The sequence below is a fragment of the Streptomyces sp. NPDC044571 genome (assembly GCF_040647115.1).
Taxonomy (GTDB): Bacteria; Actinomycetota; Actinomycetes; order Streptomycetales; family Streptomycetaceae; genus Streptomyces.
This window is the reverse complement of sequence record NZ_JBEZBN010000123.1, coordinates 1-1,542: the sequence shown is the minus strand read 5'-3', so window position 1 is coordinate 1,542 and position 1,542 is coordinate 1. Positions and strand designations below refer to the sequence as shown.

1 protein-coding gene is annotated in these 1,542 nt (G+C 68.4%); it reads left to right on the top strand.

Going from position 1 to position 1,542, the window contains the following annotated elements; all coding sequences use genetic code 11:
- The first annotated feature begins 264 nt into the window (after positions 1-264).
- The gene (locus tag AB0B01_RS30670) at positions 265-1,479 is read left to right on the top strand and encodes an IS110 family transposase (protein WP_361726211.1); all 1,215 of its coding nucleotides are present in this window, start codon (positions 265-267) and stop codon (positions 1,477-1,479) included.
- Positions 1,480-1,542 lie beyond the last annotated feature (63 nt).

The following is a 1,542-nucleotide window of genomic DNA, read 5'->3' as shown; positions in this document are numbered from 1 at the left end:
CCCCCGTTATGTTTTTCGCGGTCCTGCAATGGGGCCGCCGGCCTCCGGGCCCGGTATGACTGTGTCCCCTCTGTCGCATGGATGACCTGGGGGGTGGTGTCGCCGGGCCCGAGGGGTGCCGTCGGAGACGCTGATGAGAGACCCGGCCACCGCCCGGTCCGGCGCAATGCCGGGCAGTTCGCGGGCGGCAGGTCTGCATAACGTGGATGCGCGAGCACGGTGCCACCGCCATGGCCAGCACGGTCACGACCTGGAGAGGGTGCGATGTTCGACATCGAAGGCGTGGGCGTCTTCCTGGGGATGGACGTCGGCAAGACGGCCCACCACGGTCACGGGCTCACGCCGGCCGGGAAGAAGGTCTTCGACAAGCCGATGCCCAACAGTGAACCCAAGCTGCGGGCCGTGTTCGACAAGCTCAAAGCCAAGTTCGGCACCGTGCTCGTGATCGTGGACCAGCCCGCGTCCATCGGCGCTATGCCGCTGACTGTCGCCCGCGACGCGGGCTGCGAGGTCGCCTACCTGCCCGGACTCGCGATGCGGCGGATCGCTGATCTCTATCCGGGCGAGGCGAAAACGGACGCGAAGGACGCGGCGGTGATCGCGGACGCGGCCCGGACGATGCCTCACACTCTGCGTTCGCTGGAGCTGACCGACGAGATCACCGCCGAGCTCACGGTGCTGACCGGCTTCGACCAGGACCTCGCGGCCGAGGCCACCCGCACCAGCAATCGGATACGCGGTCTGCTCACTCAGTTCCATCCCAGCCTCGAGCGCGTGCTCGGGCCCCGGCTGGATCACCCGGCCGTCACCTGGCTCCTCGAGCGATACGGATCCCCGGCCGCTCTGCGGAAAGCCGGCCGCCGCAGACTCGTCGAACTCATCCGCCCGAAAGCCCCGCGCATGGCCGCGCGTCTGATCGACGACGTCTTCGACGCCCTCGACGAACAAACCGTCGTGGTCCCGGGAACCGGCACCCTCGACATCGTGATCCCGTCACTGGCCGCCTCACTCGCCGCCGTCCATGACCAGCGCCGGGCACTGGAAGCCCAGATCAGCACCCTGCTGGAGGCCCACCCTCTTCACCCGGTCCTGACCTCGATGCCCGGAGTCGGAGTCAGGACCGCCGCAGTCCTGCTGGTCACCGTCGGCGACGGCACCGGTTTCCCCAGCGCCGCCCACCTCGCCTCCTACGCCGGCCTCGCCCCCACGACCAGATCCTCGGGGACCTCGATCCACGGCGAACACGCACCCAGAGGCGGAAACCGGCAGCTCAAACGCGCGATGTTCCTCTCCGCCTTCGCCTGCATGAACGCCGACCCCGCCTCCCGCAGCTACTACGACCGGCAACGCGCCCGCGGGAAAACCCACACCCAGGCCCTCCTCCGCCTCGCCCGCCAACGCATCAGCGTCCTGTTCGCCATGCTCCGCGACGGCACCTTCTACGAGTCCAAAACCCCCACCGTCACCCTCGCCGCATGACCATCCCAAACACCCGCATACCAGTCACCACGTCCTTGACGAAAGACATAGAGACACCCCCCC

Coding starts and splice junctions, on each gene's coding strand:
- AB0B01_RS30670 (WP_361726211.1), top strand. CDS start 265: ATGTTCGACATCGAAGGCGTGGGCGTCTTCCTGGGGATGGACGTCGGC.